General features: G+C 68.0%; 21 protein-coding genes. 10 read left to right on the forward strand and 11 right to left on the reverse strand.

Going from position 1 to position 24068, the window contains the following annotated elements; translation table 11 throughout:
- Positions 1-280: 280 nt before the first annotated feature.
- Entirely contained in the window at positions 281-1846 is a 1566-nt protein-coding gene (locus HW466_RS18355; protein ID WP_151005944.1) for a methyl-accepting chemotaxis protein, read from the forward strand.
- Positions 1847-1952: 106 nt separating this feature from the next.
- Here the strand turns inward: HW466_RS18355 and HW466_RS18360 are convergent, their stop codons facing one another.
- Positions 1953-2336 (reverse strand): hypothetical protein, encoded by a 384-nt coding sequence (locus HW466_RS18360; RefSeq protein ID WP_059503825.1) that lies wholly within the window; start codon positions 2334-2336, stop codon positions 1953-1955.
- A 475-nt stretch (positions 2337-2811) separates the two neighbouring features.
- Here HW466_RS18360 and HW466_RS18365 point away from each other — a divergent pair, with 475 nt between their 5' ends.
- Positions 2812-4149 (forward strand): MFS transporter, encoded by a 1338-nt coding sequence (locus tag HW466_RS18365; RefSeq protein ID WP_151005942.1) that lies wholly within the window; start codon positions 2812-2814, stop codon positions 4147-4149.
- Between the two features lie 41 nt (positions 4150-4190).
- Here the strand turns inward: HW466_RS18365 and HW466_RS18370 are convergent, their stop codons facing one another.
- Positions 4191-5201, reverse strand: coding sequence for a 3-hydroxybutyryl-CoA dehydrogenase (locus tag HW466_RS18370; protein ID WP_151006978.1), 1011 nt, complete (start codon positions 5199-5201; stop codon positions 4191-4193).
- Positions 5198-6304 (reverse strand): NAD/NADP-dependent octopine/nopaline dehydrogenase family protein, encoded by a 1107-nt coding sequence (locus HW466_RS18375; protein WP_174905512.1) that lies wholly within the window; start codon positions 6302-6304, stop codon positions 5198-5200. The genes HW466_RS18370 and HW466_RS18375 overlap by 4 nt, the downstream gene beginning before the upstream one ends.
- A gap of 149 nt (positions 6305-6453) precedes the next feature.
- Between HW466_RS18375 and HW466_RS18380 the strand changes: the two genes are divergently transcribed.
- On the forward strand, positions 6454-7446 hold the full coding sequence (locus HW466_RS18380; protein ID WP_174905511.1) for an AraC family transcriptional regulator: 993 nt from the start codon (positions 6454-6456) through the stop codon (positions 7444-7446).
- The gene (locus tag HW466_RS18385) at positions 7443-8474 is read left to right on the forward strand and encodes a LysR family transcriptional regulator (RefSeq protein WP_151005589.1); all 1032 of its coding nucleotides are present in this window, start codon (positions 7443-7445) and stop codon (positions 8472-8474) included. Before HW466_RS18380 ends, HW466_RS18385 begins: the two co-directional genes overlap by 4 nt.
- Before the next feature lie 44 nt (positions 8475-8518).
- Here the strand turns inward: HW466_RS18385 and HW466_RS18390 are convergent, their stop codons facing one another.
- A complete protein-coding gene (locus tag HW466_RS18390; RefSeq protein ID WP_151005591.1) occupies positions 8519-9649 on the reverse strand; it encodes a porin in 1131 nt (376 codons plus the stop codon).
- A gap of 410 nt (positions 9650-10059) precedes the next feature.
- On the opposite strand from HW466_RS18390, the gene HW466_RS18395 reads away from it, so the two are divergent.
- Together HW466_RS18395 and HW466_RS18400 are read left to right on the forward strand one after the other, a co-directional pair.
- Positions 10060-11457 carry a spinster family MFS transporter gene (locus HW466_RS18395; protein ID WP_151005593.1) on the forward strand — a complete coding sequence of 466 codons (1398 nt, stop codon included), beginning with the start codon at positions 10060-10062 and terminating at the stop codon, positions 11455-11457.
- 156 nt (positions 11458-11613) lie between these two features.
- On the forward strand, positions 11614-12600 hold the full coding sequence (locus tag HW466_RS18400; protein WP_151005595.1) for a PDR/VanB family oxidoreductase: 987 nt from the start codon (positions 11614-11616) through the stop codon (positions 12598-12600).
- A gap of 117 nt (positions 12601-12717) precedes the next feature.
- Here HW466_RS18400 and HW466_RS18405 read toward each other — a convergent pair whose 3' ends face one another.
- From HW466_RS18405 to HW466_RS18430, 6 genes are all read right to left on the reverse strand, one after another.
- Positions 12718-13635: a LysR family transcriptional regulator gene (locus tag HW466_RS18405; RefSeq protein ID WP_059503854.1), complete on the reverse strand. Its 918-nt coding sequence runs from the start codon at positions 13633-13635 to the stop codon at positions 12718-12720.
- An 86-nt stretch (positions 13636-13721) separates the two neighbouring features.
- The gene (locus HW466_RS18410; protein WP_059503857.1) at positions 13722-14642 is read right to left on the reverse strand and encodes a LysR family transcriptional regulator; all 921 of its coding nucleotides are present in this window, start codon (positions 14640-14642) and stop codon (positions 13722-13724) included.
- Positions 14643-14708: 66 nt separating this feature from the next.
- On the reverse strand, positions 14709-15416 hold the full coding sequence (locus HW466_RS18415; RefSeq protein WP_174905510.1) for an EthD family reductase: 708 nt from the start codon (positions 15414-15416) through the stop codon (positions 14709-14711).
- A gap of 3 nt (positions 15417-15419) precedes the next feature.
- Positions 15420-15947 (reverse strand): flavin reductase, encoded by a 528-nt coding sequence (locus HW466_RS18420; RefSeq protein WP_151005585.1) that lies wholly within the window; start codon positions 15945-15947, stop codon positions 15420-15422.
- Positions 15948-15987: 40 nt separating this feature from the next.
- Entirely contained in the window at positions 15988-17187 is a 1200-nt protein-coding gene (locus HW466_RS18425; RefSeq protein WP_081053929.1) for an acyl-CoA dehydrogenase family protein, read from the reverse strand.
- Positions 17188-17231: 44 nt separating this feature from the next.
- Positions 17232-18566 carry an MFS transporter gene (locus HW466_RS18430; protein WP_059503863.1) on the reverse strand — a complete coding sequence of 445 codons (1335 nt, stop codon included), beginning with the start codon at positions 18564-18566 and terminating at the stop codon, positions 17232-17234.
- A 323-nt stretch (positions 18567-18889) separates the two neighbouring features.
- Here HW466_RS18430 and HW466_RS18435 point away from each other — a divergent pair, with 323 nt between their 5' ends.
- The 3 genes from HW466_RS18435 to HW466_RS18445 all read left to right on the forward strand — a co-directional run bounded on the left by HW466_RS18435 (position 18890) and on the right by HW466_RS18445 (position 21125).
- Positions 18890-20173 carry an aromatic ring-hydroxylating oxygenase subunit alpha gene (locus tag HW466_RS18435; protein WP_059452086.1) on the forward strand — a complete coding sequence of 428 codons (1284 nt, stop codon included), beginning with the start codon at positions 18890-18892 and terminating at the stop codon, positions 20171-20173.
- Positions 20170-20673: an aromatic-ring-hydroxylating dioxygenase subunit beta gene (locus tag HW466_RS18440; protein WP_060347866.1), complete on the forward strand. Its 504-nt coding sequence runs from the start codon at positions 20170-20172 to the stop codon at positions 20671-20673. The genes HW466_RS18435 and HW466_RS18440 overlap by 4 nt, the downstream gene beginning before the upstream one ends.
- 65 nt (positions 20674-20738) lie before the next feature.
- Positions 20739-21125 (forward strand): 2-hydroxymuconate tautomerase family protein, encoded by a 387-nt coding sequence (locus HW466_RS18445; RefSeq protein WP_151005583.1) that lies wholly within the window; start codon positions 20739-20741, stop codon positions 21123-21125.
- 44 nt (positions 21126-21169) lie between these two features.
- On the opposite strand, the gene HW466_RS18450 is transcribed toward HW466_RS18445, so the two are convergent.
- Positions 21170-22723 (reverse strand): PAS domain-containing sensor histidine kinase, encoded by a 1554-nt coding sequence (locus HW466_RS18450; RefSeq protein ID WP_151005581.1) that lies wholly within the window; start codon positions 22721-22723, stop codon positions 21170-21172.
- A gap of 136 nt (positions 22724-22859) precedes the next feature.
- On the opposite strand from HW466_RS18450, the gene HW466_RS18455 reads away from it, so the two are divergent.
- Positions 22860-24053 (forward strand): acyl-CoA dehydrogenase family protein, encoded by a 1194-nt coding sequence (locus HW466_RS18455; protein ID WP_060347865.1) that lies wholly within the window; start codon positions 22860-22862, stop codon positions 24051-24053.
- Positions 24054-24068 lie beyond the last annotated feature (15 nt).

Genomic DNA, 24068 nt, shown 5'->3' on the forward strand with positions numbered 1-24068 from the left:
ACACATCCGCACTTCGCGCGCGTCGCAACCCGTGCATGCGATGCGGGCGCCGGCCGTCGGCACGCCATTCACCAGGACGGCGCATCCGTCTTCCATCGCCGTGCCTGTCGCATTCGTTCAGATTCGCGTCGCGTGCGGATAAAACCTGCGCGCCGCGCCTGCCGTTAATCCGTTCGCAACCCCGGCGCCCCGCATTCCGACGCGGCGCCCCGTCGTCGTTCGTGATCCGGAATCCATATCCGCCGTCGGCCGCCCGTCGGGCCGCCGGCAAGGGAACGTCATGCGAAAACTCACCATCCGCGGCGGACTCGTCGCGACCATCGCCGGCTATACGGCGCTGCTCGTGCTCGTCGTCGGCGCTTGCATCGCCGCACTCTATGCGGGCAACGGCTCGCTCGAAGCGATGTACCGCGACGACACCGCGTCGCTGCTGCACCTGAAGACCAGCTCAGAACGGATGCTGGTGCTGCGCGAACGCGTGAGCGACGTCGCGCAGATCATCAGCGCCGGCCAGCCCGCGAAGGCGGAAATCGCGCAACTCCACACGCTCCTGAAGCAGAGCGATGACGAACTGGACGCGTACACGCGCCTGCACGCGCGCGACGCCGACGAGCAAGCGCTGTTCGACACGCTGCGCAATCGCCGCCGCACATTGCTCGACCAGGTGTTCCTGAAGGCGATGTCGCAACTCGATCACGACAACGCATTCGACTTCCTCGACACGCACCGCACCGCGCCGCCGGCACTCTTCACTGCCTACCAGGAAGCGATCGACGCGCTCGAATCGTTCCAGGTCGCACGCCAGAAGGCGCGTTACGATGCGGCCGGCGAGCGCTTCCACCGGATCGTGTGGGCCATGGCGGCCGTCGCGCTGTTCGCGCTCGTCGTCGGCTTCGTCGCGCAGCGCGTGCTTGCGAAGGCGATCATCGCGCCGATCCATCTCGCCGTCGCGCATTTCGACAGGATTTCGAAAGGCGACCTGACCGGCACGGTCGTCATTCCGGGCGAAAACGAAATGGCGTATCTGCTGAACGCATTGAAGCGGATGCAGGATGGCCTCGTCGAAACCGTGAACCAGGTGCGCTCGAGCACGGAGACGATCGTCGGCGACGCCCGCACGATCGCGAGCGGCAACGTCGACCTGTCGGCGCGCACGGAGCAGCAGGCCGTGTCGCTGCAGCAGGCGGCGGCGAGCGTGGAGCAACTGACCGCAACCGTGCGGCAGAACGCGGACAACGCGCGCGATGCGCGCACCTACGCGCAAGGCGCGGCCGGCATTGCGTCGAAAGGCGGGGACGCGATGCAGCGCGTCGTCGAAACGATGTCGGCGATCTCGCACAGCTCGACGCGGATCTCGGGCATCGTCGGCGTGATCGAAAGCATCGCATTCCAGACCAACATTCTTGCGCTCAATGCCGCCGTCGAAGCGGCGCGTGCGGGCGAACAGGGGCGTGGCTTCGCCGTGGTGGCAACCGAGGTGCGCGGGCTCGCGAAGCGCTGCGCGTCGGCGGCAAAGGAGATTCGCGAGCTGATCGGCCACTCGGCGCAGCGCGTCGAAGACGGCAGCAGCCTCGTCGCGCTTGCGGGATCGGCGATGAACGAACTCGTCGCCGCGGTCGAGCGCGTGAACGCGATCATGGGCGAAACGAGCATCGCGTTCGACGAGCAGACCGCCGGCATCGAGCAGGTGAACGCCGCCGTCATCCAGATGGAGCAGACGATGCAGCGCAATGCCGCGCTGGTGGAAGAAGCGGCCGCCGCCGCGCTGTCGCTCGAAGATCAGAGCACGCGGCTGAGCGATGCCGTCGCGCAATTCCGTCTGCGAGAGGCCGCGGCGGCGATGTGATGCGACCGGCCGGGCCCGATGCCAGGCGCGCCGGCACGGTACGACACCCGAGCCGCGGCCGGTGGCGTTGCCGGCAGATGTGGATCGTCCGGTGTGCCGTTCGCGCCTAGGCCGCCCGTGCCAGCAGGTCCATCGCGAAGGACTTCGCGTGCGCGACAGCCTCCTGCGCGTCGGGGAATACGCCGAGCTGCTCCCAGCGCTCTTCGGCCGCGTAGGTTCCCCTCACGGCGAGCGCCCGCTGCACGCGCAACTGCGCCGCGAATCCGCCGTCCTCCAGCGGGCGCGCCGTCGCGACGACCTTGTGCGGAGGACTGGCTCGCTCCGGCTGATGCAACTCGACAGGACCGCCCGGCACGCCGATGCTCGTCAACTCGTTCCTGGCCTTGCAGTCGGGGCAGTAGAAACACCAGCCTGCTTCTTCATGACTGGCCTTGACCTGACCACGAGCCAGCACGGCACGGCATTCAACGTTTTCGCAGATGAACGGCATGGCAGTCTCCGGAGTTGTTTGTCGGAAATCCTAGCATGTCCGTCGGTGGCGAAACCAGGAAAAAACCCGGGCCGGATCGGTGCGGCGGCGCGGTCGTTGCACCGTGCAAACCGTGACCGCCGCGGCGTCTTCGGTACGTCGACCCGGTGCCGCAATCCGCTGCGCGCGATCATCGTCTGCGCGACTGTCGTCCCGGGCTCGAGAACCTCGTTCCCGTCGACCGACAACACGCGACGATCCTCCGGCGGCGCGCCGCGCGCAATGGGACACGCGCTGGAACCGGCAGATCGAGCGGTAACGGGTTACCGGCGCGCGGGCATGGCCGCGCGCCGGGTCCGTCCGACCATCATTTGCGGGAGTGATGACACTCCCCTTTTTCTGCGGATTTGACCGGGGCGGCGGTGCCGACAACACTAGCCCGCAGTGCCGCATGCATCGCAAAGACGACACGCGCCCGCCCCCTTCAGAGTCCGCCATGTATCCAACCGACACCGTGCAGTCCCCGAGCGCCGCCCGGCCGCTCGCCGACCGGCAGCTTCGCCGCATCGTCATCGCGTCCGTCGCCGGCAACGCGATGGAATGGTATGACTTCTTCGTCTACGGCACGGCCGCCGCGCTCGTGTTCGGCCACGTGTTCTTTCCGCCCGGCGCGTCGCCACTCGCCGGTAGCCTCGCGGCATTCGCCGCGTTCGCGCTCGGCTTCATCGCGCGGCCGCTCGGCGGGATCGTATTCGGCCACGTAGGCGACCGCTACGGGCGCAAGGCGTCGCTCGTCTGGACGCTGCTGATCATGGGCGCGTCGACGTTCGCCATCGGCCTGCTGCCGACTTACGCCCAGATCGGGCTGTGGGCGCCGGCCGCGCTCGTCGTGCTGCGGCTGCTGCAGGGCATCGCGTCCGGCGGCGAGTGGGGCGGCGGCGTGCTGATGATCAGCGAGAACGCACCGCCCGAGCAGCGCGGTTATTACGCGGCCTGGAGCCAGCTCGGTGTGGGCGGCGGCTTCGTGCTGTCGTCGGCCGCGTTTCTCGCCGCGCAGGTGCTGCCGGACGACGCTTTCCGCACCTGGGGCTGGCGGCTGCCGTTCCTCGCCAGCGTCGCGATCTTCGCGATCGGCATCTATATCCGCCGTCACCTGCCCGAAAGCCGCGACTACGAGCAGGCCGCCAAGCGCGGCGCGCATACGCATCTGCCGATCGTCGAATGCATCCGCCGCCATCCGAAGGAAATCCTGCTCGCGATGGGCCTGCGCGTCGCCGAAAACGGCGGCGCATACATCTTCCTCGCGTTCTCGCTCGTCTACGGAAAATACGTCGGGATTCCCAACGGCGTGATGCTGACGGGCGTGATGATCGCGATGGTCGTCGAAATGGCGGCAATGCTCGCGTGGGGCCGGCTGTCCGACCGGATCGGCCGCAAACCCGTGTACCTGATCGGCGCGCTGAGCCTCGTCGCATGTGCGTTCCCGTTCTTCTGGCTGCTCGACACGCGCGTGACGCCGCTCGTCTGGCTTGCGCTGACGGTCGGCACGGCGGTGAGCCACGGCGCGATGATCGGCACGCTGCCCGCGCTCGTCGGCGAGCTGTTCAGCACCGAGGTGCGCTATTCGGGTGTCGCGCTCGGTCACGAAGTCGCATCGATCTTCGCGGGCGGGATGTCACCGTTGATCGCGACCGCATTGCTCGCGCGTTATCAAGCGTCGTGGCCGGTGTCGCTCTTGCTCATCGCGCTCGGCCTCGTCACGGTCGCGACGCTGTGCGTGATGCGCGAGACGCGCACCGCGTCCGTCTCCGGCACGCGCGGCGACGCGGCATGAGTGCGAGCTCCGCGCGGCCGCCGCGCGCCGTGCGGCGCCGCTCACGCAGCGGGATCGCGTGTCGCCGCGTCGAATACGGGCGCGAGCCCGAGGTGGTCGAGCAGCCGCGCGAACTCGCCGAGCCGATGCCGCATGTATGCCGGCACGTCGACCCGCGCATAGTCGTGGAACCCGGCACCGGTGCGCACGCCGTCACGGCCTGCCTCCATGTTGCGGACGACGCTGTCCGCCGGCGCGAAACGCGGCCCGATCACGCCGGCCAGATACGTCGATGCGTAATACAGGATGTCGCACCCGCCCCAGTCGATGAACTCGAGCAGCCCGAGCACCGCGAAACGCGGGCCGAAGCCCGTGCGGATCGCGGTGTCGATGTCCGCCGCGCTCGCGACGCCCTCCTCGACCATCCGGGCGGCCTCGTTCATCGCGAGCGCCTGGATGCGCGGCACGATGTAGCCGGGGGCCGGCCCGCAGATCACCGGCCGCTTGCCGACGCGCTCGAGCACGGCGGCCAGCGCGTCGACGACACGCTGGTCGGTCGCATCGCTGCGGCTGATCTCGACGAGCGGCATCAGCAGCGCGGGGTTCAGCCAATGCGCGTTCAGCATGCGCTCGGGATGCACGACATGGCGTTGCAACTCGGTGACGACGAACGTCGACGTCGTCGACGCAATCGTTGCGTGCGCATCGACATGCGCGGAAAGCCAGCGCAACGCTTCGGCCTTCGCGTCGAGCACTTCCGGCAGTGCTTCGAACACGATGCCGGCGTCGCGTACCGCATCCGCGGCACCGTCGCGCGCGACCAGCTCGATCCGGCCGATGACGGCGTCCGCCTGTGCCGCATCGATGCGGCGGAGCTCGACCTGTGCGTGCAGCGGCCGCACGATCTCGCCGCGTGTGCGCGCTTCAAACGCGCGCCATCCGTGCGCGTCGCGCGGCTTGAAGTCGATCAGCGTCACGTGCAGGCCGGCGAATGCGAATACGAGCGCGATTCCCTGCCCCATGCGTCCCGCACCGAGCACGTGCACGCGTGTCACATCGGAGGCGGCCGTCATGCCGCGTACCCCGCATCGAGCAGCGCGCGCATCGCGTCGCGCGACAGCGCGGCGAGGCCGAGCCCGTCGAGCGTTCGCCCTTCCGCGTACAGGTCGCGCGCGGTCACCGCCGACGCGATGCTCAGTAGCCCCTGCGCGACAGGTGTCGGCACGCTCGCCCAACGCCCGCACGACACGATGAACGACAGCCCGAGCCGGGTGTCCTCGAGCATGTAGCGATGCGTGCGCAAATCGATCTTCTCGCGCCAGTCGCCGCTGTCGGTCAGCTTGCCATGCGCACCGCGCCCGTACATCCATTCGTCGCCGTCGCTCGCATAGTGGTCCGCGAGCGGGAAATGCGGCGCGCGGTACCCGAGCGCTTCGCGTATCGCGATGCGCTCGGCGTCGAGCGCGTTCGTCACGCGACGGATCGATGGTTGCGTACCTTCGTTGTGGATGTCCCACGCTTCGAAGTATTCGAGCGGCCCGGCGTTCATCAGGATCAACGGCGGATGGATCACCGGGCCCGCATTCATCAGCGCGCCGGACAGCGCATCCTCGACCGGCTCGACCGACGGATAACCGGCACGCAGCACGTCGAATGCCCACCCTGCCGCGTTGGCCGGAAACACGCCGGTCGGCAGGCGCGTCGCATACGCGCTGATCACGACGTCGTCGATGCCGTGCTTACGCACCAGGTACGGCAGCGTGCCCGTCTCCGCGTACGCGACGCGCGCGCGATTGCCGGCCTCGGCCGCCGCGCGCGCGAACACGAAGCTGCCGAACGTGCCGGGAGGCAGGAACACGACCTGGCCGTCGGCAAGCAGCGGCGCGACCTGCGCGGCGAGCGTGTCGTGCGACACGGCCGGCAGCGGCACCACGACGAGCCGCGCGCCGCGCAGCGCGGCCGCGAGATCATCGGTCAGGCGGATTGCGCCGGGTGCATCGCCGAGCGGCACGGTTCGCTTGCCCCGGTAGTCGGTCACGTGCAACGCGCCGAGTTCGCGCAACCGCGCATGCGGTTCGCGGTCGCGCCGCCACCACGTCACGTCGTGGCCCTTTTCGAACAGATCGATCGCCGCCGCATGGCAGCCGTGGCCGCCACCCAGTACACATACCTTCATCGTTGTCTCCCGGTGAGTGAATGGCTTCGAGCGTACGCGGCAGCCGGCACCGCGTCGCTTCAAAACGCGCAACGGCACGACGGTTTGCGCAACGCAATCGCGGCAACACGCAGCGAGCCGCGCCAACGCACCCGACACGAGGCTCCCATATGGATATCGCCCTCTCACGACATGCGCCGAACCGGCTCGACACGCTGCATGCGCCTGACGAAGTCGAACGCGCGGTCGCGCACCGGCTCGGGGCGCACCGGATGGCCGCGCACGGCTGCGCTCCGTTCCATGCAGAGTTGTACGAGGTGCCGCTGCACCATGGCACGCTGCTCGAGCTCTGTTACGGCCGCGAAACGCGCATCGACTTCGGCGACGACACCGATCACTTCCTGTTCCGGCTGACGCTGGCCGGTGCGTGCGAGTTGCAGTCAGGGCGGACGGTGGCGCGCGCCGCGCCGGGCGAGCTCACGGTATCGTCGCCTGCGCTCGCGAGCCGCCTGATCACGAGCCCCGATTGCCGCAACCTGGTGCTGCGACTCGAACGCGGCGCGCTCGAACGCAAGCTGCAGGACATGTTGCAGATGACGCTGACGCGACCGCTGCAATTCGATCTCGCGGCCGGTGGAAAGGGCAACGGCAAAAGCAATGGCGTCGGCGCGGCGGCCGTGCTGCCGACTTTCGAATACCTGTGCCGCATCGGCCCGCAGCCGGGTAGCGGCACGGCGGCCACGACGTTCGTCGCCGATCTCACCGCCGCGCTGATGTCGCTGCTGCTCGCACACCTGCCGCATTCGTACAGCGACGCGCTCGCGCGCGGCACGCCGCCGCTGCCCGCGCACGTGCGTCGCGCGTGCGAACACGTCGATGCGCATCTGGGCGAGCCGCTCCCGCTCGCGACGCTGGCGGCCGTCGCGGGCGTCGCGCCGCGCACGCTGCAGCATGCGTTCCGCGCATTCCTCGATACCACGCCGGCCGCCCACGTGCGCGATCGCCGGCTGGCCGCGGTGCATGCGGCTCTGCAACGCGGCGACGCGCGCAGCGTGACCGACGTGCTGATCGCGCACGGCATCCACGGCTTCGGCCATTTCGCGAAGGCATATGCGCGGCGTTACGGCCACGCACCTTCCGTCACCGCGAGGCAAACACGATGATGCACTCCGCCCGCGGCCGGCAGCCGGCCCGCTCCGAATCCGCATCGCACGACACGGATACGCAAGACGGCCTGCGCGTGCAGGACCTCGACCTGAACCTGTTGAAGACGTTTCGCGCCGTCTACGAAGAACGGCACGTCGGCCGCGCGGCGTTGCGGCTCGGCGTCACGCAGCCGTCGGTGAGCTATGCGCTCGGCCGGCTGCGGCTGATGTTTCGCGACGCGCTGTTCGTGCGCACCGGCAGCGGCGTCGAACCGACGCCGCGTGCGCAGCGGCTCGCGATATCGGTCGACAAGGCGCTCGCGATCCTGCAGCACGTGCTCGACGAAGGCTCGCGCTTCGCGCCGGACAGCACGCAGCGTGTGTTCCGGCTGCACATGAGCGACTTCGCCGCGAGCGCATTCCTTCCGACGCTGCTCGCGGCATTCGACCGCCGCGCGCCGGGCGCGGTGATCGAGACGTTGCACGTCGACGAATGCCAGTTGAACGTCGCGCTCGAATCGGGGCGCATCGACTTCGCGCTCGGGCATTTCGCGGACGCATCGAGCCACTTCCAGCGCACCGCGCTGCTGCACGAGCGCTGCGTACTCCTGATGCCGCGCCGCACCGCGCAGCACCTCGCGCTCGCCGACGCTTTCGTGCTCGACGGCGACGCGCCCGACGCACTGCGCTTCGTTGCCGTGACGTCGCATCCGCAATCGATGCAACTGCTCGAGCGGCACGGGCTGATGCCGCGCGTGCGCGCGGCGCTACCCGACTTCATGGTCGTGCCCGCGCTGCTCGAGCACGGCGATTACGCGCTGATCCTGCCGGAGACGATCGCGATCACGTTTTCCGCACGGCAGCCGTGCGTGCTCTATGAGATCGCCGGAGCCGGCGAATGGGCCGTCAATGCGTACTGGCACCGCCGCTTCGATGCGGACCCCGGCCATCGCTGGCTGCGTGCGCTGCTGCTCGAATTGTTCGATATCGGCCGGCAGGCGCCGTTCGACGCATGGCTCGCACCGCAGCCGCCTGCTTGCGCGTAGCGGCGCGAGCAGGATCGCGCACCGGTGCAGGTCGCACGCAACGGTCAAAACGACGTGAGAATCCCGGCGACGATCGAGCTGGCGGTCGCGCCCGGCTTCGCGACCGCGACGCCGCCGCCCGCCGCGCCGTTCACGACGAAGCGCGCGTGCGCGCCGTTGCGCACCATCGCGGCCCCCGTATACAGCACGGTGCGCTTCGACAGCGGATAGTCGAACCGGATGCCGTACGAATTCGCATTGCCGTCGCTGTCGGCAACTTTCCGGTAATGACCGACGCTCAGCAGCAGCGACGCGCGTCCGATCGGCACCGTCGCACTGAGTTCCATCGTGTCGCTGTGCGGATACGCGCTCTGGCTGTCGATCGCGGCCGCGACGTCGGGGCCGCCACGATGCCGCAGGTACAGCGCGGCGACCTTCACGACGTTGAAGTCGTACGAGATCGCACCGAGCGTGTAGTTGCCGTTCGCGGCCGTGCTGGCAGGGCCGAGCGTCGGCGCGGCTGCCGGGCTGAACTTCTGCTGCATGTAATCGGCGTCGATCGACAACCCGCCGCGCACGTAGTTGACGCCGACGCCATACGTATCGCCGAGCGTCGCCGGCTGGCCGGCCGCACCGTTGGTGCCGCGCGCGGCCATCGCGCGCAGCATGAAGCCCGCGTAACGTGGCGACGTGTAGCGCATCGAGTTGCGCACGCGCAGGAATGCGGGGCCGACGAAGTTGTTCGTCGCGTTGCCCCATGCAAGACCTGCGCCGAGGCCCGGCAGGCTGTATGTGACGAGCGTCGTGTGCAGGATCGTGTAGAGCTCGCCGAACTGCACGCCGCCGAAGGGACCGGTGATGCCGACCCAGGCCTCGCGGCCGAACAGTGCGCTGCTGTTCGACAGCGCGCCGCTCGCCGCGTTGAAGCCGTCCTCGAGCTTGAAGATCGTCGCGTAGCCGCCGCCGAGATCCTCGACGCCTTTCAGCCCCCATTGCGATGCCCACAGGTTGCCGCTGCCCATGCGCGTCACATGGTTCGGCCCGGCGTTCGCGTATTCGATGGCGGTATCGACGCGGCCGTAGAGCGTCACGTTCGATTGCGCGGCCGCCGGCAACGTTGCACACGCCAGAAGCGCGGCAACCAGCCGCGCAAGCGGCACGGCAAGCCGGTCGGCCGGCCCGTTCGGATGGTTCATCTTGGTCGTCCAGTAGAAATTGCGGCGCCCGTCGGCGTCGCGCCGCTCGTTGTGAAGCGCATTCGCGTTTCGGCGCGAACACTGCCGATCAAAACCGGGCCGAGTCTAGGAACGACAATTTCGGACGTCGACGCAATCCGCTCTATAACGCTTATAGACGTGCCACATGATGCGCGCGTGCCGCGCCGCACGTGCGCCGCGCGGCGGCCGGCGCGCACGGCCTCGGTGTTTTCTTTATCCGGGTCGGTAAATGTCCGTGTGGCGCCGCTGTCACTCCGGCTATGGCGGCCGAATTTGGCCGACTACGCTGCGTCTCCGATCGTGTCATCCGCACGCATTCGCGCCGCGACGGCGCCCGGCCTGCCACGCCGGCACCGCGCTTTCCCACCGCCCGCTCCAGGAGAATCCGCATGTCCGCACCCACGGCCCGCGCTGCCGACGGCAAGCGCTATACGTACGAATGGTATGTCGTCGTCATCTGCATGCTCGCGTATGTGTTTTCGTTCGTCGATCGCCAGGTGCTCGTCCTGATGATCGAACCGATCAAGCGCGACCTGCACCTGACCGACACGCAGTTCAGCCTGCTCAACGGCTTCGCGTTCTCGCTCTTCTACGCCGTGATGGGGCTGCCCGTCGCGTATCTCGCCGACCGCTACGCACGCCCGCGCATCATCTCGCTCGGCATCGCGCTGTGGAGCGTCGCGACCGCCGCTTGCGGGCTCAGCCAGCAGTTCGTGCAGATGTTCATCGCGCGCATGGGCGTCGGCGTCGGTGAAGCTGCGCTGTCGCCCGGTGCGTATTCGATGCTCGCCGACTACTTTCCGAAGGAAAAGCTCGGCCGCGCGATCGCCGTGTATTCGCTCGGCTCGTTCATCGGCGGCGGCGGCGCGTTCCTGATCGGCGGTTACGTGATCGCGCTGCTCAAGCATGCGAGCGCGTTCACGCTGCCGGTCGTCGGCCAGGTGCACGCGTGGCAGGTCACGTTCCTGATCGTCGGGCTGCCGGGGATTCTCGTCGCGCTGCTGTTCGCCGCGACCGTGCGCGATCCGCAGCGCAAGGGCCTCGCGCAGGATCGCTCGGGCGCCGTACGGCGCGTGTCGATGCGCGATTCGCTGCGCTTCGTCGGCACGCATCGCGCAACCTTCGCGTGCCACTACCTGGGCTTCTCGTTCTACGCGATGTCGCTGTACTGCCTGTTGAGCTGGACGCCCGCGTTCTATATCCGTCGATTCGGGATGACGGCCGTCGAGGCCGGCTACACGCTCGGCATCGTGCTGCTCGTCGCGAATACGGCCGGCGTGTTCTGCGGCGGCTGGCTCAACGACTGGCTGCTGCGCCGCGGCCGCAGCGACGCGCCGATGCGCGCCGGCGCGATCGGCGCCGCATGCATGGTGATTCCCGCGACACTGTTCACGCAGCTCGACAGCCTGCCCGCGTCGCTTTCGATGCTGGTCGTCGCAATGTTCTTCGCGTCGTTCCCGATGCCGACGTCGACGGCCGCGATGCAGACGCTCGCGCCGAACCAGATGCGCGCGCAGATCTCCGCGCTGTTCCTGCTCGTGTCGAATCTGATCGCGCTCGGGATCGGCACGACGGTCGTCGCGCTATTCACGGATCGCGTGTTCGGCTCGCCGGCGGCGGTCGGTCATTCGATGTCGATCGTCAACGTGGCGGCGGCCACGCTGGCCGCGTTGTTGCTGGCTGCCGGCTGCCGCCACTATCGCCGCAGCCTCGATCGCGAGCGTGGCCACGCACCGGCTGCGGCGCCGCACGCGGCCACGGCGGCCGATGCAATCGCCGCGCGCTGAGCACCGGACACAATCAGCCGCACACCTTCATCCATGCCATTGATGCAATCGTCGATTTTTAATCGATTTGATTTATGCGATGCACGTCCCTATTCTCGGTTGCATGACGGCGCGGCAATCGCCGCGCCGGTTTCCTCCTACCCCACGGAACATTCCATGCAAGCGAACCGTCATCAGGTCCGGGTCGACGCGCTGATCGATGCGGCGCTGGACATCCGCTGTTTCCGGGTCTCGCGCGTCGACGGCCAGCCGTTCGACGCGTACGAGCCGGGCGCCCATATCGACGTGACCGCGCCGTCCGGCGTCACGCGGCAATACTCGCTGTGCGGGCGCCCCGACGAGCGCGGCAGCTATCTGTTCGCGGTGAAGAAGGAAGCGCGCTCGCGCGGCGGCTCGCGATCGCTGCACGACGACGTGCGCGTCGGCGCCGAGTTGTCGATCGGCGCGCCGCGCAATCTGTTTCGTCTGACGGATAACGCGAGCGAGCACGTCCTGATTGCGGCCGGAATCGGCATCACGCCGCTGCTGTCGATGGCCTACGCGCTCGCGCAGCGCGGTGCGCGTTACCGGTTGCACTACTTCGCGCGCAGTCGCGAGCATGCTGCATTCGTCGACGAACTGTCGGCCGACCCGTTCGCGTCGCACGCAAGGTTCCATTACGGGATCGAGCCCGTCGCGCTGGCGGCCGAACTCACACGTTGCGTCGAATCGATCGACTCGAACGCGCATGTCTATACGTGCGGCCCCGGGCCGTTCATGGACGCAGTGGTCAAGGCCGCGGCCACGCGAATTCCGGAAGACGCGATTCATCTCGAACGCTTCGCGGCGGAACCTGCAGCGGCCGATACCGCCGCGGACGCCGCGACGGCTCCGACCGACGGCTTCGAAGTGCGGCTGCAACGCAGCGGCCGGTCAGTGCGCATCGCGCCCGATACGTCGATCGTCGACGCACTCGCGGCGATCGGCATCGATGTCGATACGTCGTGCGGCGAAGGCGTATGCGGCACCTGCATGGTGCCCGTGCTCGACGGCGAACCCGATCATCGCGATCACTGCCTCAGCAAGGCCGAGCGCGCGAGCAACACGGTGATCTGCTGCTGCGTGTCGCGTGCGCGCTCGGCGGTGCTCGTGCTCGATCTCTGATTCGGCGCGCGCGCGCCGACTTGCCGCCGCGTCGATCCATCGACTGAGCGAGATGACGGTGCGCCGGCGGCGGACACCCGGTCGTGCCGATGGCGTCACGCACGCGGCGCCCGATCGTCAGGCGTCGAAATGCTCGACGATCTCCGCGAGCAACGCGCGCATCCACGCGATCCCCTCGTCCTCGTGGAAATGCTCGTGCCAGTGCATCGTGACCGGCGCGGGCGGCAGTGTCACCGGCAGTTCGTACAGCCGGAACGCATTGTCGCGGTTCAGGATCCGCGCGAGCCGCTTCGGCAGCGTCGCGTACAGATCGGTAACGGAAAGTACGCTCGGCAACGCGACGAAATGCGGCACTTCGAGTGCAATGTTGCGGCCGACGCCCTGCGCCCGCAGCGCATCGTCGAGCGCGTGGTGGCTGTGTTCGACCGACTTCACGTTGACATGCGCGGCACGCACGAACTGCTCGAGGCCCAGCGCCGCGCCGGCCGGCAGCCCGCGCCGGCGGCCCGTCATGCACACGTAGGTTTCCTCGAACAGCAGCTGATGCCGTGTACGCGGCATCAGTTCGGGGAGGTTGCCGATTGCGAAGTCGAGCCGGCTTGCGCGCAGCGCCTCCTCGATCTCCTCCACCGGCAGCGGCTGCACGCTGAGCGTCACGCGCGGCGCGCGCTCGCGCAGCGCCTGGCAGATCGCGGGCAGGTACGCCATCTCGCCCGCATCCGACAGCGACAGCCGGAACGTGCGTGTGCTCGTCGCAGGGTCGAAGCGCTCGGCGTAGCGCAGCGCGACGCGCACCATGTCGAGCGCCTTGCCGACGATCCCCGCGAGTTCGAGCGCGACCGGCGTCGGCTGCATCCCCGAACGCGTACGCACGAACAGCGGATCGTCGAACAACGTGCGCAGCCGGCCTAATGAATAGCTGACGGCCGGCTGCGACAGCGCGAGCCGTTCGCCGGCCTTCGTCAGGCTGCGCTCTTCGACGATCGCCTGAAACACCCGCAGCAGGTTCAGATCGAGATGATCGACCGATGTCATGTACGCCTCCACTATTCGTCGAATTGATGCGTGGACGCATTTTAAATCAGTGCAGTGGATTTTTACGCGGACTGATGAAACCGTCGTCAGCGCTGCGGACGATAGAACATGTCGTGAATGAGGTCGCGCAACCACGCGATGCCGGGATCGGCCGAGAACTGCACGTGGGTATGCATCTGGATCTCGATCGGCGGCAACACGAACGGCAGCGGAAAGATCCGGAACACGCGGCCGCGGTTGAAACGCTCGGCGACGCTGCGCGGGAAGATGATCGCCAGGTCCGTGTGCTGCACGATTTCCGGCGCGACGATGAAGTGCGGCAGGCGCAGCACGACGGTGCGCTCGACGTGCAGTTCGTCAAGCCACTTCTCGACCATCCGGTGACCGGTGGCATTGCTGCTCGCGTAGACGTAGCGCAGCGCGGCGAGGTCCTCCCGCGTCGGCGCGCGCTTGCGAAGCGGATGGCCGGCCCGGACCATGCAAACATGCTCGTCGGAGAACAGCGTCTCGCTCACGCAGCCGGGCCCCGGTTCGGGCACGTAGCCAAGCGCGAGATCGATCTCGCCGCCGCGCATCGCGGCGCCGACGACATCGACCGCCGCACTGGCGATGTCGACGCGAATACCCGGTGCGATTTCCGCGAGCCTGGCCAGCAGAGGCGGCAGGAAATAGAACTCCGACATGTCGGACATCGAAATGCGGAAGGTCCGGCACGCGGTCGCCGGATCGAAATGCGCGACCTGCTGCACCGCGAGGTCGATGATCGCGAATGCGCGCGTCAACGGGCCGTGCAGTTGGCGCGCCGTATCGGTCGGCGCCATGCCGGACGGCGTGCGCACGAACAAAGGATCGTCGAAAAGCGTGCGCAGGCGCCGCAACGCATGACTGACGGCCGGCTGCGTGAGCCCGAGCCGTTCGCCGGCTGCGGTCAGGCTGCGCAGCTCCGAGATCGCGAGGAACACGCGCAGCAGATTGAGGTCGGTGACGACCGGATGGGATTGGGTCATGGCGCTCGGGAGGCCGCAGCGGGGCACGTCTCACGCCCGGCGAGCGGTCGCACGACGCGGCGCAGACTACTTCGATGATGTTATCTCAAAACTTTCGCTGGCCATCGGGAAATGCGGCGTGGCGCCGGCAAACGGCGGCAGCGCGTCGAAGTCTTCGCGCATCGCCATGCGCACGGGGGAAGCCAATGCGTGCTCCAGGGCACCGGCATCGTCGAACACGACCTTGTTACGCTGCATCGCGTATGCGCGGGGCACCGGCAGCGCGCTCCGATAGTCGACCCGCGTGTAGATTTCGACCGCGCGAATGCCGGGCAATTGCGCCATCAACGGCGGGTGATGATCGAGGTAGTGCGACAGCCACGCGTTCGGGTCCTCGGCCTCGCCCTCGTAGCCAACGAGGTAGGTGCAACCGCGCGGTGCCGCGCCGGGGCCCGGCACCGCGATGGGCCGCACGGCCATCGCCTGCTGCACGACGCGCGTGCCGGCCGCGAGCCAGTGCTTCGTCCACTCGTGCGCGGCGCCCGTCGGCCCGAGCACCGCTTCGAGCGCGGCGAGTTCGGCGAAATAGCATTGCAGCACGCACGCCGGCGACGGCGGACGCGCGGCGGGGTCGGCGCGATCGGCGGCCATCGCGACCGGCCGATGTACGACGAGCCCCGTGAGCCCAGCCGCCGCGCGCATGGCCGCCAGTGCGTCGTCGGCCGCCGGCAGCAGCGGCACGACGGCGGCCGCGCCGTCGGTGGCCTCGGCGATCAGGAACAGGCAGAGCTCCATCCGTCACCCCGCTTGCGCGGCCAGCGGATGCGCGAGCCGGTGAAACGTGCGTCCGAAATAGATCAACCCGTCGGCCGCCGCAAGCAGAGCGATGTGGTCGATCTCGACAAACAGCACCGAGTGCGACCCGACCGGCTTACTGTCGATGATGCGCCCTTCAAGGCTGACGTTGGCGTCGGCCAGCACCGGCACGCCGGTCATCCCGTCGTGCCACCGTGCGTCGTCGAAGCGCGTATCGCCCGACGCCGACGTCATGCCGGCAAAGGCCGCCGCGACCTGCTGGCACGTGGACGGCAACAGATTGATCGCCACGCGGCCGTTGCCGCACATGATGTCGTGTGCGCGGCTGCCGCGGTTGATGCACACCAGCATCGTCGGCGGCGCGTCGGTCACCGAACAGACCGCGCTCGCCGTGATGCCCCAGCGGCCCTGCACGCCGTCGGTGGTAATGACGTTGACGCCGGCCGGAAGGCGCGACATCGCCTCGCGAAAGTCCCGGCGGACATCGTCGTGGATCGTTGTATCGTTCATCGAAGACTCCTGCTGCGAAAAAGAGCGGCACCCGTTCCGGTCACGGATACGGCGTGACAGGCGTGATGCCCGCAAACATGGCACCGGACCCGTCGTACGTCGCGTCGCCGAGAAACGCATGCTGCGTGACCACCATCGAGTCGCGCGCCAGCTGCTGCAGACGATTGTCCCGATAGATCGCGGCCGTGCCCGCCAGTTGGTACGCGCGCATCACGACGTTCGCGCACACCTGGGCGGCATGCGTCGCACTCAAGCGCAGCAGGTTCGCCTGCTGCGGCGACACCGGCCGGCCGGCGCTCAGCGACGCCCATGCCGCTTCCGCCGTCTCGTAGAAGAATGCCCGCGCACTGCGCCATTCGGCTTCGGCCTTCGCGAGCCCCTCGCGGTAGTACGGACGATCGGCGAGACGCGGCGCACCCGTCGTGGTTCTGGTCGCGCCCGACATCGCGGTAAGCAGGTCGAGCGCCGCACGCGCGAGGCCGACGTTGACGGCCGCGTGAACCTGCGCCTGGTACGCCACGGCCGGATAGCGATACAGCGGCTCGTCGACGGTCGGCTCGCCGCCGCGCACGAACGTCCATGCATCGGCAACGAAACGGTCGTTCAGCGCAAGATCGTGACTGCCCGTGCCCTGCATGCCGACCACGCACCAGTTATCGACAATCTCGACCTGATTGGCGGGGAACACCGCCGTGAACGGCTTGCCGGGCGTACCGCCGTCAGCCGGCGCACCGCCGATGCCGACGCCGATCCAGTCGGCACCCTTGCAGCCGCTCGCGAAGCGCCAGCGTCCCGTCACGCGATAGCCGCCGGGCACGCGCGTGGCGGGCTGCAGCGGATACAGCCCGCCTGCGAACACCTGGTCCGGTCCGTCCGCATAGATCGTGCGCTGCGTGTCGAGCGGCAACGCGGCGAGGTACGTATTGGCCGAGCCGAATGCGGCGACCCATGCGGCCGAGCCGTCCGCGATCGCGATCTTTTCGAGCATCGCGAGGAAGGCGTGCGGCGGCAGCGCGTCACCGCCGAAACGTGCCGGCGTACCGGCGCGGAAGATACCCGCGCGCTTCATCAGCGCGATCACGTCGCGCGGTACGTGCGACAACCGATCGAATTCGTCGCGCCTGCGTTCGATCTCCTGGATCACCGTCTCGAGCGCCAGTGGTGAAAGGTCCTCGGATTCCTGGCGGGCGTCGGCGTATGTGCCGGCCACGACGGCGCGAATGGCGGAATTGGCTTGCATGGTGGAGTCCTGTGTCTGGATTGGAACGGGAATGGCCGGTGCGATTAGCGCGATCGCACCGCGTCGCGTGCGGCCTTCGGATGCGTTTCGGGTGCGATCCACGTCGCGACGATCGTCAACGCGCCAAGAATCACGAGATAGATGACGATCGGCGTCGCGCTGCGGTAGTGCGCGAGCAGCGCGGTCGCGATCATCGGCGACAGCCCGCCACCGAGCACCGACGCGATCTCGCGGCCGATGCCGAGCCCCGAGAAGCGCAGATGGACGGGCAGCAGTTCGCTGATGAACGCGGGCTGCGCACCCTCGAGGATGCCGATGGCAATGCTGTTCGCGAGAATCAGCGCGACGATGACATGCCAGAACCGGCCGGATTCCAGCAGCATGAAATAGGGATACGCAATCAGCACGACGACGACTGCGCCGAGCAGGTAGACGGGCCTGCGGCCGACGCGGTCGGTCAGGCGGCCTGCGAACAGCGTCACCGGAATCATCAGCAGCATCGAAATCACGAGCCCGCTCAGCAGCCACGATGCGTTCAGGCCGATGAACTTGCCGTATGCAAGCGAGAACGCAAAAAACAGGTACGACACCGCACCTTCGCCAAAACGCAGACCGAACACGGTCAATACCTGCCGCGGGCATTCGCGCAACACGTCGACGAGCGGGGTTGAGCTAGCCTTGCGCGCCGAGCTGGCCGTGGCGAATTCCGCGCTTTCGCCGATCGAGCGGCGCATCCACAGGCCGAACGCAACCAGTACGATGCTGGCAAGGAACGGGATGCGCCAGCCCCAGCGCTCGATATCGGCCGCGGGCAGTTGCTGCACGAGCAGGAAGGCCGCAGTCGACAGCACGAAGCCGAACGCCGCGCCGCACGGACTCCACGCGGCCAGCGCGCCGCGCTTGTCGGCCGGCGCATTCTCGTGAATCAGCAGGATGCTGCCGCTCCATTCGCCGCCGGCCGCCAGCCCCTGCAGCACGCGCAACAGCACTAGCACAATTGGCGCCGCGACCCCAATCTCGCGATAGGTCGGCAGCAGCCCCATCCCGACCGTTGCCGCCCCCATCGTCAACATCGTCAGCGTCATCACGGTCTTGCGGCCGTAGCGATCGCCGATGTGCCCGCAGAGCAGACCGCCGATCGGCCGGGCGACGAAGCCGACTGTGAAGCCGCCGAACGCCGCGATCGTGCCGGTCAGCGGATCGCTGCCCACGGGAAAGAACAGCTTGCCGAACAGCAATGCGGCGGCCGTACCATACAGAAAGAAGTCATACCATTCGAGTGCCTGGCCAAGTACGGCGGTCGTGACCGCGCGCCGGACCGAATTCGTGCCGCGGGAAACCGGCAACGCGCCCGCCGACAGGGGTGCTGGTGTATTCATGGGAAGCCGCAAGTAAGTTCAGTTGTCCTGCCTGTCGTACATCGGGCGACAGGTCCTCGATCGAATCCGTGTGCTGCGTCGAACCCACGATAAGAGCGGCGCCGGTCGCGGTCAAATTCCCGCCAAAAATGACCACCATGAATCGCATTCATGGTCGCGTCGCCGCGTGAAGCTGCCGACAAATTATCGATGCAACTTATTTTGCATGCCGTTTTAGATCAATTTGACCGATTGGGACGCGACGACGAAACTGGCCGTGTCATCCGCACGTGGTCCGCCTCAAAGCGGCCCCGGCCTTTCCTCGCGACTCTTTCCCCACGACGATGAACGACATTTCCTGCCAGACGATTGACACAAGCGCGTTGCACGGTCTCGCGCAGCCCGATCGCATTGCACCCGCGATGTATCACGACCCCGCACTGTTCGAGGCCGAGCTCGACCGCATCTTCTACCGCACCTGGATCTGGGTCGCGCACGAAAGCGAACTGCCGAACCCGGGCGACTTCATCACGACGACGATCGGCCGCCAGCCGGTGATCGTCGTGCGCGACAAGACCGGCGACATCAACGTGCTGCAGAACCGCTGCCGCCACCGCGGGGCGACCGTGTGCGAATCGCACAAAGGCAACGCGAAAGGCTTCACGTGCCCGTATCACAGCTGGTCGTACGCGCTCGACGGCACGCTGCGCGCGCTGCCGTACGGCGACGGCTACGAAGGCGTATGCGAGAAAGGCGACCTGCCGCTCGTGAAACTGCGCGTCGGCGTGTACCAAGGGCTGATCTTCGCGAGCTTCAACGACGACATCGAATCGCTCGAGGATTTCCTCGGCGGCGCGAAGCCCTGGATCGACCTGTTCATGAAACAGGGGGCCGGCTACCCGATCAAGGCGAACGGCGAGCACAAGTTCAGGTTCAAGGGCAACTGGAAGATTCAGCTCGAAAACACGACGGACCTCTATCACTTCCCGGTCGTGCACAAGTCGTGGATGAAGTCGATCGACGACGAGACGGCCGCTGCGATCACGAGCTTCATGACGAGCGAGGACGCGTTCTGCCGTGCGCTCGGCAACGGCCACAGCCTCGCGGTGCTGATGCCGGAGCTGATCGATCTCGACGACGACGACGGCGCGCCGCTGCCCGAACGCTTCGCGCCGCTCGCCGCGAAACTCGCCGAGCGCCACGCGCCCGAAGAAGTGCGCCGCATCGTGCGCTCGCTGATGGGCGTCGGCTTCAACCTGAACCTGTTCCCGAACCTCGCGCTGTCGATGGCGTTCTTCCGCGTGCTGCGGCCGATCTCCGCGACCGAGACGGAGATCCGCCACGTCGCGCTCGCGATGGACGGCGGCCCGGAAGAAGCGAACCGCGAGCGGCTGCGCATTCACGAGCACTTCCAGGGCCCGTTCGGCTTCGGCAGCCCCGACGATGCGGAAGCGTGGGAGCGTGTACAGCGCGGCGCATACGCCGGGCCCGACGTGCCGATCCTCGTGAACCGCGGGCTGAACCGCGAGACAACCGCCGCGAACGGCGAAAAAACCGCGCATGCAACCGACGAGACCGGGATGCGCGAGGCCTATCGCCAATGGCGCAACATGATGGAGCAACAGTGATGGACGACCGCAACGCCCTCCTTTCCGAGCAGACCTTCGCCCGCGCGGTCGAATTCGTGTGGCGCGAAGCCGAGATGCTCGACCGCCGCGACTATCGCGCATGGCTCGACCTTTGGGATCCGGCCGGTCATTACGTGGTGCCGATCGATCCCGCCACGACCGACTTCGCGGCGACGCTCAACTACGTATTCGACGACCACGACATGCGCGAAAAGCGCGTGCAGCGAATGGTGTCCGGTTACTCCGCGTCGGCGACGGATGCCGCGCGCACGGTGCGCACCGTGTCGCGCTTCACGCTGGAAAGCGGCAGTGCCGGCACCGTCGAGCTGAAATCGGCGCAGGTCGTCGTCGCGTACAAGCGCGGCACCGCGACGCTGTTCGCGGCCGACGTCACGCACAAGCTGCACGTGGATGCGGACGGGGAAATGCGGATCGCGGAGAAGGTCGTGCGGCTGATCGACTCGACCGAAGCGCTCAGCGCGATCGGCTTCCTGCTGTAAGCGGCAACCGGCTCGCCGTCGCGAACGCAACGGTGAGCCGGTGGCCTTCACCTTTCCCGACGACCATGCCCACACTCGAAGTTTTCTTGCCGGCCGGCCATGACGACGCACACAAGGCCGATCTGATCACCCGGCTCAGCGCTGCGACCGTCGACGCGATCGGCGCACCGCTCGAATCGGTGCGCGTGCTGCTTACCGAATTGCCCGCGACGCATGTCGGCCTCGGCGGCCGCACCGCAGCCGATGGCGCGCCGCCGTCGCTGCCGGTGATCGTCGCGATCCTGATCGCCGGCCGCACCGACGAGCAAAAACGCGCGCTGATCGCGGCGCTGTCCGACGCCGCCGCGAACGTGCTCGATGCGCCGTTGCAAGCGACACGCGTGATCGTCAAGGACATCCCGAACACCGACTTCGGAATCGGCGGCCGCACCGCCCGGGCATTGGGACGCTGATCATGCGCCGCGCGCCGCTGCCCTGCCGTGACGCAACGCAGCCGCTACGCCGGCACGTCGGCAAGCGGCAACATCACGCGGCAGTCGAGCCCGCCGCCTTCGGAAGGGCTCGCCACGATCCTGCCGCCGTGGCGCGTGACGATGCTCTTGCACAGCGACAGGCCGATCCCGTTGCCGCCTGCCTTCGACGACGAGAAGCCGTCGAACAGCCGGTCGTGCGCGCCTTCGGCGATCCCGGGCCCGTTGTCGATCGCACGCAACTCGGCATGGCCGTCAACCTTCGCCGTGCCGAGCACGAGCGTGCGCGGCGTGCGCGTGCAGCCGGCAAACGCCTCGATCGCGTTGAACGCGAGATTCAGGATCACCTGCCCGATCAGCACGCGCTCGCACCGGATCGGCAGCGGCGCGTCGGCCTGCACGATCGCGACCGTCACGTCCGCTTCCCTCGCCCGCAGCTCGATGAAGTACGCGACGTCCGCGAGGATCTCGCGCAAGTCGGCGGACGCGACGACAGGCTCGCGCTTCACGATGAATTCGCGCACGCTCTTGATGATCAGCGCCGCGTGCTCGGCCTGGCGATCGGCGCTGCGCAGGCCCCAGATCGCGTCGTCGACGGCGCCGCGCGCGTTCAGGCGCTGCACCGCGCCCTCGATGAAGTTGCGCACGGCCGCGAGCGGCTGGCTCAGTTCGTGTGCGATCACGGTCGCCATCTCGCCCATCGCGTTGTAGCGGCCCGCGTATTCGAGCATCCGCGCCTCCGCGCGCCGCGCGTCCTCGATCGCGACTTCGTCGCTCACGTCGCGAAACTGCACCAGCATTCCGTCGAGATCGCCTTCGATCTCGACCTGCCGGCACAGGATCCGCAACCAGCATGGCGAGCCGTCGCGGCGCACGATGCGGTAGCGCTGCGGCGCGCTCGGGCATGCCGACGGCGCATCGCGCAGTTGCGCGACGAGCCGGTCGCGATCTGCATCGGCGAAGTAGCCGAGCACGTCGCCGAGCGGTTCGCCGGGCGCGAGCGCGAGCACGCGCCGGCCCGACTCGCTGATGAACTGTACGCCGCCATCGCGTGTCACCACCGCGATGCCTTCGTCGAGGTCCTGCATGAACTCGCGCAGCCGCGCCTCGTAGCGGCGCAGTTGCCGGCGAACCGCCTCTTCCGCGCTGATGTCGCGGAACTGCACCATCACGACGTCGCGTCCGCGCAGCGGCACGTACGTCGCGGTCGCCTCGGACAGCATGTCGACGCCAGTGCGCGACCGATAGCACCATTCGTACACCTGCGGGCCGTCGACCAACGCGCGATCCCATGCGCTCACCGCGATCTCGCGCCGGTATTTCGGCTCGGGACGCGTCATGTCCGGCGCCTTCAGCGGCAGCAGTTCCTCGACGGAAAAGCCGAGCGCGATGCACGCGGCACGATTCGCCCACACGATCGCGCGGGTCTGCGCGTCGTGGAGCAGCACGCAGGTCGTCAGCGCGTCGAGCAGCCGGTGGAAGTCATCTTCGTCGGGGAAACTCATGATCGGATTCGTATGAAGGCGCACGGCGTCGCGCAGCCGGACGACCAACATAGCACCGCGATGCGCGGCCCGCATCTGAAGATTTCTTTAGGCCTGCACGGAGCGACACCAGTCGCGCGGCCCTACGCCCCAATTGCTGCGTGTTTTCGGCGTTTCTAGACTCGTTGCATCAAGTTGCCCGCGCAATCGAACCCTACCCCAGGAGACCGCCATGCCCCACGCCGCCCTCGCCCTCGACGCCGCGTCCACTTCGCCGAATGCGCTCCGCGAAGCGGCCGCGCGCGTGTCGCCGCTCGACGTGGTGATCGAGACCGTCGTCGCGCGCCGCGACGAGTTCGACCGGCTGTCGCACGTTCCGCGCGACGTGATCGCGCTGTTCAAGGCGGCCGGCATCTATCGCGCGGGCACGCCGCGCCGCTTCGGCGGAGACGCGCTCGCGCCGACCGCTTTCCTCGACATGATCGAGCGGATCGCGACCGCCGACGGGTCGGCCGCGTGGGTCGCGAGCTTCGGCTCGGCAAACGTCTACCTGGCCGCGCTGCCGCTCGACACGCAGGCCGAGCTGTACGCGAGCGGCCCCGACCAGGTATTCGCCGGCGGCCTGTTCCCGGTGCAGCCGGCGCAGGCGGCGCCGGGCGGCTGGCGCGTGAACGGCACATGGAAATTCGCGAGCGGCTGCAAGGGCGCCGACTGGCTCGGCGTCGGCATCGCGCCCCCCGGCGCGCAGGGCGCCGTGCCGAACAAGCCGCGCACGGCCGTGTTCCGCGCCGCCGATGTCGAGATCGTCGAGAACTGGAGCGTGGTCGGGATGCAGGGCACCGGCAGCCACGACCTGCGCGTGAACGACCGCATCGTGCCCGAGGCGTGGACCTTCGTGCGCGGCGGCGAGGCGAGAGTCGACGAGCCGCTGTACCGCTATCCGACCGTCGCGTATGCGGCGCAGGTGCTGGCCGTGGTCAACCTCGGGCTGGCGCGCGCGGCGCTCGACGTCGTGAACCGGATGTCGGGCGGACGCCAGACGACCACCGGCGCGCCGCGTCTCGCCGATCGTGCGTATTTCCGCATCGAACTCGCAAAAGCCGAGGCGCAGCTGCGCTCGGCGCGCGCGTTCTTCTACGACGCCACCGACGCCGTCTGGCAATCGATCCTCGCCGGGAACCCGGTAACGGCCGAACAGGTCAGCCTGCTCCGGCTCGCCGCGACGCACATCGCCCGCGAAGGTGCGAGCGTCGTCGAGCGCGCGTACCGGCTCGGCGGCACGGCCGCGATCTATCGTACGCATCCGCTGCAGCGTCTGCTGCGCGACGCGATGGTCGTCACGCAGCACGCGTTTCTCGGCGAAGGCAACTTCGACGGCGCGGGCGCGGTGTTCACCGGCGTCACGCCGTTCCCCGGTTATCTGTGATCCGCGTCGACCCGC

Origin of the sequence: Burkholderia territorii (genome assembly GCF_902833055.1) — a bacterium.
GTDB lineage: Bacteria > Pseudomonadota > Gammaproteobacteria > Burkholderiales > Burkholderiaceae > Burkholderia > Burkholderia territorii.

Coding starts and splice junctions, on each gene's coding strand:
- HW466_RS18355 (WP_151005944.1), top strand. CDS start 281: ATGCGAAAACTCACCATCCGCGGCGGACTCGTCGCGACCATCGCCGGC.
- HW466_RS18360 (WP_059503825.1), bottom strand. CDS start 2,336: ATGCCGTTCATCTGCGAAAACGTTGAATGCCGTGCCGTGCTGGCTCGT.
- HW466_RS18365 (WP_151005942.1), top strand. CDS start 2,812: ATGTATCCAACCGACACCGTGCAGTCCCCGAGCGCCGCCCGGCCGCTC.
- HW466_RS18370 (WP_151006978.1), bottom strand. CDS start 5,201: ATGACGGCCGCCTCCGATGTGACACGCGTGCACGTGCTCGGTGCGGGA.
- HW466_RS18375 (WP_174905512.1), bottom strand. CDS start 6,304: ATGAAGGTATGTGTACTGGGTGGCGGCCACGGCTGCCATGCGGCGGCG.
- HW466_RS18380 (WP_174905511.1), top strand. CDS start 6,454: ATGGATATCGCCCTCTCACGACATGCGCCGAACCGGCTCGACACGCTG.
- HW466_RS18385 (WP_151005589.1), top strand. CDS start 7,443: ATGATGCACTCCGCCCGCGGCCGGCAGCCGGCCCGCTCCGAATCCGCA.
- HW466_RS18390 (WP_151005591.1), bottom strand. CDS start 9,649: ATGAACCATCCGAACGGGCCGGCCGACCGGCTTGCCGTGCCGCTTGCG.
- HW466_RS18395 (WP_151005593.1), top strand. CDS start 10,060: ATGTCCGCACCCACGGCCCGCGCTGCCGACGGCAAGCGCTATACGTAC.
- HW466_RS18400 (WP_151005595.1), top strand. CDS start 11,614: ATGCAAGCGAACCGTCATCAGGTCCGGGTCGACGCGCTGATCGATGCG.
- HW466_RS18405 (WP_059503854.1), bottom strand. CDS start 13,635: ATGACATCGGTCGATCATCTCGATCTGAACCTGCTGCGGGTGTTTCAG.
- HW466_RS18410 (WP_059503857.1), bottom strand. CDS start 14,642: ATGACCCAATCCCATCCGGTCGTCACCGACCTCAATCTGCTGCGCGTG.
- HW466_RS18415 (WP_174905510.1), bottom strand. CDS start 15,416: ATGGAGCTCTGCCTGTTCCTGATCGCCGAGGCCACCGACGGCGCGGCC.
- HW466_RS18420 (WP_151005585.1), bottom strand. CDS start 15,947: ATGAACGATACAACGATCCACGACGATGTCCGCCGGGACTTTCGCGAG.
- HW466_RS18425 (WP_081053929.1), bottom strand. CDS start 17,187: ATGCAAGCCAATTCCGCCATTCGCGCCGTCGTGGCCGGCACATACGCC.
- HW466_RS18430 (WP_059503863.1), bottom strand. CDS start 18,566: ATGAATACACCAGCACCCCTGTCGGCGGGCGCGTTGCCGGTTTCCCGC.
- HW466_RS18435 (WP_059452086.1), top strand. CDS start 18,890: ATGAACGACATTTCCTGCCAGACGATTGACACAAGCGCGTTGCACGGT.
- HW466_RS18445 (WP_151005583.1), top strand. CDS start 20,739: ATGCCCACACTCGAAGTTTTCTTGCCGGCCGGCCATGACGACGCACAC.
- HW466_RS18450 (WP_151005581.1), bottom strand. CDS start 22,723: ATGCGGGCCGCGCATCGCGGTGCTATGTTGGTCGTCCGGCTGCGCGAC.
- HW466_RS18455 (WP_060347865.1), top strand. CDS start 22,860: ATGCCCCACGCCGCCCTCGCCCTCGACGCCGCGTCCACTTCGCCGAAT.